5 protein-coding genes and 1 pseudogene are annotated in these 7,094 nt (G+C 72.1%); 1 reads left to right on the plus strand and 5 read right to left on the minus strand.

Annotated elements, in window-relative coordinates:
* From KBI5_RS16855 to KBI5_RS16875, 5 genes and pseudogenes are all read right to left on the minus strand, one after another.
* Positions 1 to 1,738, minus strand: a 1,738-nt coding sequence (locus KBI5_RS16855; RefSeq protein ID WP_085015791.1) for a rhodanese-like domain-containing protein, incomplete at its 3' end; no start/stop codon positions are given.
* A gap of 80 nt (positions 1,739 to 1,818) precedes the next feature.
* On the minus strand, positions 1,819 to 3,336 hold the full coding sequence (locus KBI5_RS16860; protein WP_035732766.1) for an ABC transporter ATP-binding protein: 1,518 nt from the start codon (positions 3,334 to 3,336) through the stop codon (positions 1,819 to 1,821).
* Between the two features lie 22 nt (positions 3,337 to 3,358).
* Positions 3,359 to 4,051 (minus strand): annotated as a pseudogene (locus tag KBI5_RS16865) (ABC transporter permease); the annotation flags it as partial.
* Positions 4,052 to 4,089: 38 nt separating this feature from the next.
* Entirely contained in the window at positions 4,090 to 5,289 is a 1,200-nt protein-coding gene (locus KBI5_RS27990) for an ABC transporter substrate-binding protein (protein ID WP_085015792.1), read from the minus strand.
* A complete protein-coding gene (locus KBI5_RS16875; RefSeq protein WP_011436831.1) occupies positions 5,286 to 6,284 on the minus strand; it encodes an acyl-CoA dehydrogenase in 999 nt (332 codons plus the stop codon). Before KBI5_RS16875 ends, KBI5_RS27990 begins: the two co-directional genes overlap by 4 nt.
* A 344-nt stretch (positions 6,285 to 6,628) precedes the next feature.
* Here KBI5_RS16875 and KBI5_RS16880 point away from each other — a divergent pair.
* Positions 6,629 to 7,094: LysR family transcriptional regulator (locus KBI5_RS16880; RefSeq protein ID WP_133057063.1), on the plus strand; the 466-nt coding region annotated here is incomplete at its 3' end.

The following is a 7,094-nucleotide window of genomic DNA, read 5'->3' on the forward strand; positions in this document are numbered from 1 at the left end:
TCACCGCTCCCGGGATGTGGCCGGCGCGCGGGTCGATCGGTTCCACCTCGCCGCGATACCGCTCGGCCGCACGGGCGTCGAGGAGGACACCCTCGCGGGCCACCCGGGCGGCGCCGTCCGCGTCGAGCACCGGCAGCTGACCGGCGTGCAGGACGATGTCGCCGGGCGCCGAGATGATCTCGCCGGTCTCGAGCGGGAACCCGGCCTCCTGCCAGGCCGCGAGTGCCCCGTCGAGGATGCGGACGTCGGCGACGCCCGCCCAGCGCAGCAGCCACCAGGCCCGGGCGGCGGACAGCCCGCCGACCGCGTCGTAGACCACGACCGCACGCCCGGCGGTCAGCCCCCAGCGCCGGGCGGCCTGCTGGAGGTTGACGAGCTCGGGCAACGGATGCCGCCCGGCGGTCCCGCCCGGTGCGGCGGCGAGCTCGGTGTCCAGGTCGACGTAGACCGCGCCCGGCAGGTGGCCCTCGCGGTAGTGGTCGTGCCCGTGGGGGTCACCCAGGGCCCAGCGGACGTCGAGCAGCAGCGGCGGGCCGGGCGAGAGCAGCTCGTCGTGCAGACGTCTCACGTTGACGAGGACCTCCCCGAGCGCCACGCCGGCACGTGTCCTGCCGGCATCCGGGGCCACGTCGGCATAGGGGACCACGTCGGCATAGGGGACCACGTCGGCATAGGGGACCACGCCGGCATAGGGGACCACGCCGGCAGGTGCCGAGGCCAGCAGGGCGGCGAGGTCGGCCTGGTCGAATCCGCCCGGCGGCGTGCCGGTGCGCGCCGCGGTGGCGATCCGCCGCTGCACCCCGGCGTTGACCGGTGCCGCCAGCCCGTGCAGGCGGGCCAGCAGCACGATCTCGCCGTTGAGGAAGTCCGACTCGACCGACCCGCCACGCGCCAGGCTCTGCCAGGTGGAGCTGCCCTCCCGGGAGAAGCCGGGGATCTCGTGCGGAACGAGGCCGGACAGGTCGAGCCCGTCGTCCGGACAGACGCCGGCGGTCTCCACGCCGGCCGCGGCGAACACCCGCCGCGCCTCCTCGACCAGCACGGCAGCCGCCGCGTCGCGCAGCTCGCTCGGAGCGTAGATCGCGTCGAGGTTGTAGGCCAGATTGCCCAGCAGCTTGCCGGCCTTGCGTCGGTCGATGTCCGCGACGACCGCGACGGCGAACGAGGCTCGGCGCAGGTCGGCCGCGACAGCCTCGGCGGTCGGGTCGTCAACGGCGCCGCGAGGGGCGCGGCCCAGGTAGAAGGCCGCCGCGAGCGGGGCTGCCGGGGACACGACCTCGCCGGGTCGCACGTGCGAGGAGGGGCTGAGGACGACCGCGTCGATCACCGTGGCGAACCGGCGCAACGCCGTACGGGCGTTCTCGATCCCGTTCTGAAGCAGCACGACGGGCAGCGCCTCCGCCGCCGTGCGCCGCGTGCCGTCAACGTCAACCGGCCGCCATGCCCACTGCGCGAGCAGCGCCTCGGAGTCCTGCGACTTGGTGGCGAGGACGAGCACGTCGTCACCACGCAGGTCGACCTCGTCCGGGCCGCCGACGACGTCGAGGGGGATCCGCCGCTCGTCGGGCTCACCGCCGGGCGTGGCCGGCGGTCGGATGTAGCGCAGCCCGCCCGCCCGCAGCGCCGCGAGGTTCGCGCCCCGGGCCACGACGACGACGTCGATCCCGGCGAGCCGCAGCTCCACGGCGACGGTCGCGCCGACGGCCCCGGCTCCGATGACGATGTACCTGCGACTCACCGTGCGTACCCGCGACTCACCGTGCGTACCCGCGACTCACCGTGCGTACCCGCGACTCACCGTGCGTGCGTACCTGCGACTCATCGTGCGTCCTTTCCTTGGGCGGCGGCGAGTGCGGCCGCGAACCGTTGCCCGGGAATCGCGCCGAGCAGCTCGCGGGTGTGGTCCTGCGTCGGCGCGGTGAGGACGTCGGCCGCCGGAGCACTCTCGACGATGCGGCCGGCGCGCAGCACCGCGACCTCGTGGGCGAGCTGGGCCACGACGGCGAGATCGTGGGAAATGAAGAAGTAGGCGACCCCGAGCTCCTGCTGCAGCCGCAGGAGCAGGGTCAGGATCTGGTCCTGCACCGACACGTCGAGCGCCGAGACGGGTTCGTCGAGGAAGACCAGCTCGGGTTCGATCGCGAGTGCCCGGGCGATCGCGACCCGCTGGCGCTGGCCGCCGGAGAGCTCGATCGGCCGGCGGCCGCGGAACGCGGCGGGCAGGGCGACCTGATCGAGCAGCTCGCGCACCCGGGCGGCGCGGCTGGCCCGGTCGCCGACGCGGAAGGAGAGCAGCGGCTCGGCGATGCTCTCCCCGACGGTGAACCGCGGGTCCAGTGAGGAGAACGGGTTCTGGTGGACAAGCTGGAACCGCCGCCGCAGCGGCCGCAGCTGCGACCAGCCGGCGGAGGTGATGTCCTGCCCGTCGAGGTGGATCCGGCCGCTGGTCGGCTTCTCCAGGCCCATCGCGATGCGCGGCGCGGTGGTCTTGCCCGACCCGGACTCGCCGAGGAGGCCCAGGGTCTGGCCCGCCCGCACCGACAGGGACACCTCGTCCAGCGCCCGGAAGACCCGCTCCCCGCCCCGGGTCCGGGGCAGCCGGAAGTCCTTCGTGATCCCCTCTAGCCGCAGCAGCTCGGGAGCCGGGGGCGCCTCGGGGAAGCGCGGGACGAGGCCGCCGGTGGACGACAACGCCGGCGCCACCTCGATGAGGTGGCGGGTGTAAGGGTCGCGCGGGGTGCGCAGGATCGACGCCGGTGCCCCGCGTTCGACGACCCGGCCGCGCCGCATCACGACGACCCGGTCGGCCTGGTCGGCCGCGACCCCGAGGTCGTGGGTGATGATGAGCAGCGAGGTGCCGGACTCGGCAACCAGGCGGCCGAGATGGTCGGGGATCCGCCGCTGCACGGTGACGTCGAGCGCGCTCGTCGGTTCGTCGGCGACGATGAGGCGCGGATGCGCGGCGATCGCGATCGCGATGAGGACCCGTTGCCGCATGCCGCCGGAGAGCTGGTTCGGGTACTGCCGGGCCCGCAGGACCGGGTTGTCGAGCCCGGCCCGGTCGAGCGCCTCGACCACCTCGGCGGAGACGAGCCGCTTGTCAACGCCGCTGCGGCGCACGGCCTCGGCCACCTGCCCGCCGATCCGCATCGTCGGGTTGAGCCCGACCATCGGGTCCTGCGGGACCAGTCCGATCACCGTGCCGCGGATCGTCCGCAGCACCCGCTCGGACGCGCCGGTCACGCCGGTGCCCGCGACGGACAGCCCGGTGAGCTCCACGATGTTCCGGCCCGCCACGGCGTCCGCCTTCGTGCTCACCGTGCTCACGGCATTCACGCGCTCACCGTGTTCACCATGTTCACCGCTGCACCTCTTCGATCGTGCGGGCAATGTGGTTGAGGCTGAACACGACCAGCCCGACGAACAGACCCGGCAGCAGCGACAGCCAGGGGCTGGTGATGAGGAAGTTGCGCCCGTTCGAGATGAGTGTCCCCCATTCTGCCGCCGGTGGCGGGGCACCGAAGCCCAGGAAGCTGAGCGAGGAGATGACGAGCACGGCCGTCCCGAAGTCGAGGACCGCGAGCACCGCCACCGGACCCCACGAGTTGGGCAGGATGTGTTTCCACAGCACCCGACCCCAGGATGCGCCCCCGGTGCGGGCGGCCTCGACGTAGGCCTGGCCCTTGACCTGGAACACCTGGGCCCGGGTGGTCCGCGCGAACTGCGGCACGAGGGCCACCGCCACCGCGACCGCCATCGGCACCAGGCCGAACCCGAGGGCGGTGACGATCGCGAGCGCCAGCAGCAGCGGGATCGCGAGCAGAACGTCCACCACGCGCATGAGGAACACGTCGATCCAGCCGCCGAAGAATCCGGCGAGGACACCGATCGCGAGACCGACGACGACCGCGATGAGCACGGACGCCCCGGTTGCCCGGACCGTCATGGCGGAGCCGTGGATGACCCGGGTGAACAGGTCCCGGCCGAGTTCGTCGGTGCCGAACAGGTGGTGGAGGCTCGGGCCGCGCAGCTTCTCGGTGGGCGAGGTCGCGATTCCTGGCGAGGATGTTCTCGGGCATCAGTTCCTGCCTAGTTGACCCGGGGCGTCCACGCGACGCGTGGGTCGAGAAGCGAGTAGAGCAGGTCGACGAGCAGGTTGACGGTGACGAACAGGGCCGCGGCGATCAGGACGATCGCCTGCACGACAGGCACGTCCTGGCTGAGGACCGACTGCTGGGCCAGGAGCCCGATGCCGCTGCGGGAGAAGACGGTCTCGACGACCACGGCGTTCGCCACCATGTGGCCGACGAGGACGCCGAACAGGGTCAGCGCGGGCAGCACCAGGCTGCGCCACCCGTCCGTGCCCGTGGCCGGGAACCAGCCGAGGGAGAAGGCGAAGATCTGGATGAGCAGCAGCCCCACGAAGAAGGGCGGCAGCGAGATGGCGACGGCGGGCAGCCGGGGCAGCAGCGCCCGCGCCGGCCCCCACTGGAGGTAGCTGGCGAGGTAGGCGACCGTGACGCCGAGCACCGCCATGAGCACGACGGCGACCGCCGCGAGGGCGAGGGTCGTGGGCAGCTTGTCGGCGAGCAGCGCGCCGACGGTCGTGTTCTGGGTGAGCGAGAGGCCGAAGTCGAGGTGCAGCGCGTCCCAGAGGGGGCGAAAGTACTGCCCGGGCACGGGATCGTCAAGGCCGACGCGGACGCTGTCCTCGGCGATGTAGGTGACGTCGATGCCGTCGAGGTGGGCGGCGCCCTTGAAGGCGACCTTCACCGTGGTGGGGTCGACGACCGTCGTCGCCTTGTAGTTCGCCAGGTAGCTCAGGCCCAGCGTCGACTTGGCGCCGAGCGCGTGCAACCCGTCAAAGGCCGTCTTCACCGCAGCCGCGTCGAGCGTGGTGCCGTCGCTGAAGGTCACACCTTTACGCAGCGAGAACGTGTACTCGCTGGCGTCGGGGCTCACCGTCCAGCTGTTGGCCAGCCAGGGAACGATCTTCCCGGTGCTGGGATCCTGATCGGTCAGTGAGTCGGCGATGTTCCGGTCGAGGCTGCGCGTCTCTATCCAGTACACCTGGTTGGGGTCGACGCAGTTCTGGAGGTCCGACCAGAGGGCGATCTTCAGCCGCCCGCCGGGGACGGGGGTCCCGCCCGACGCCGTGCTGCCGCCGCCGTTCCCGCAGGCCGCGAGCGTGACGGTCGTGAGGACGGAGACGGCCGCTGCGGCCAGCCTTCGCGTCGTTCGGTGCCGGTGCGGGGTAGTCGGGGTAGTCGGGGTAGTCGGGGTAGTCATGGTGATGGTGCTCCTGGAGGTGCTCCTGGAGGTGCTCCTGGACGAGACGACGAGGTCGGCGTCGATTCGGGTGGTGCGGGCGGGGCAGGGGACCGCACAGCGGGAGCTGCGGTGGCGAGGGTCCGGCGACCGGCGATCAGCAGCGCCGTGTCCTCCTGGGGGGGATGGACGCGGACGCAGTGCACGTCGCGCAGGTGCCGTTCGAGCGGGTTGTGCCGCGTCAGGCCGGGGTTGCCGATGGCTGCGACGGCGGTCTGCACGGCGGTGATGGCGGCCCGGGCGACGAGGGGCTTCGCGAGCACCGCACGCTCCGCGGCGTCCGGCGCGCCCTCATCGAAGCGGCGGGCCACCCCGAAGGCGACCTCCTCGGCGGCGACGAGCTGCGCCTCGATCTCCCCGGCGATCGTCTGGATCCGCTCGGTGGTGGCGATCGGCCGGCCCAGCGACGTCGGAACGCGTTCGTTCGCGAAGCGCACGAAGAACTCCTGTGCGGCCCGCGCCACCCCGACATACAGGGCGGTGGCGCCGATCGTGACGGCGGCCAGGCTCGTGTCGGCAGGCTGGGCGGAGCGGGGCACCCCCCGGAAGTTCCCGGTGGGGATCTCGACGTCGGTGTAGATCACGTCGTGGGTGCTGCTTGCCCGCAGCCCGAAGTGGTCCCAGGTGCGCACGATGCGGATTCCGGGGCTGTCAGCCGGCACGATCGCGTGTCCCAGCAACGGGTCGTCGTCCTCGGTCGCCGCCCATGCCAGGTGGTAGCTCAGGCCCTCCGAGCTCGTCGCGTAGCCTTTGTGCCCAGTCAGCACCCAACCGTCGGCGGTACGACGGATCTTCGTGGCGGGCAGTCCGCCGCGGACCGGGGCGCCCAGCTCCGGCTCGGCCCGGACGGCGTTGAGCAGGACCGGCCGGGTCAGCGAGTCGGCGATCATCGTCCGGTAAAGATCGTCGGGCCAGAAGGGATCGCGGGCCTGCCGCACGTGCTGGAAGACGGTCATCAGGGAGCGCAGCGCCGTCGGGAGCGCAGCGCCGTCGGGAGCGCAGCGCCGTCGGGCCGGGCGGCGAGGACCGCGTCAACAGCAGCGACAGCAGGAGGATGCGAGGATCCCGAAGTCGACGACTCGCCGCCGCGTCAGCACGCACCGGCCGAGCGGGTCCCGCRCCCGACGGCAGGCCCCGGCCCGGGCCGTGACCAGCCCGTACGCCATGACCAGCCCATACTCGGATGCGCTCGACCTGCCGACCATGTTCCTGAGAGTGGTGCCTTTTCCAACCAATGTCCAACGCGGATTCGTGATCGAACTAATCACGAAACGTAATCAATTCGTGTTATAGTGCGCCCGTGTCCCCCGTGCTCGATGTAACGGCTTTGCGAAGTTTCGTCACCATTGCCGACTGCGGGGGCTTCCGCCGCGCCGCGCACCTGCTGTGTATCTCGCAGTCCGCCGTGAGCCAGCATGTCCGCCGGTTGGAGAAGGCGATCGGCCGCCCGCTGGTCGAGCCGGACGGTCGCGCCACCCGGTTCACTCCGGATGGTGAGCTGCTCCTGACCGCGGCCCGGCGGATCCTCGCCCTGCACGACGGCGCGCTCGAGCAGCTGGGGGTCGRCCGGCGGGAGGGCGGCGCGCCCGCGGAGCTTCGGACGATCACCGTCGGGGCGACCGAGCACGCCGCCGACCATCTGCTGCCGTTGTGGATGTCCACCCTGACCACCGGTTTTCCCGAGGCTCAGATCCGGTTCCGCCTCGACCGGGGAGCCCGGCTCACCGAGGCCCTCGACCAGGGGTACGTATTCGGAAGTCCCGTTG

Origin of the sequence: Frankia sp. KB5 (assembly GCF_002099325.1) — a bacterium.
GTDB classification, from domain to species: Bacteria; Actinomycetota; Actinomycetes; order Frankiales; family Frankiaceae; genus Frankia; species Frankia casuarinae.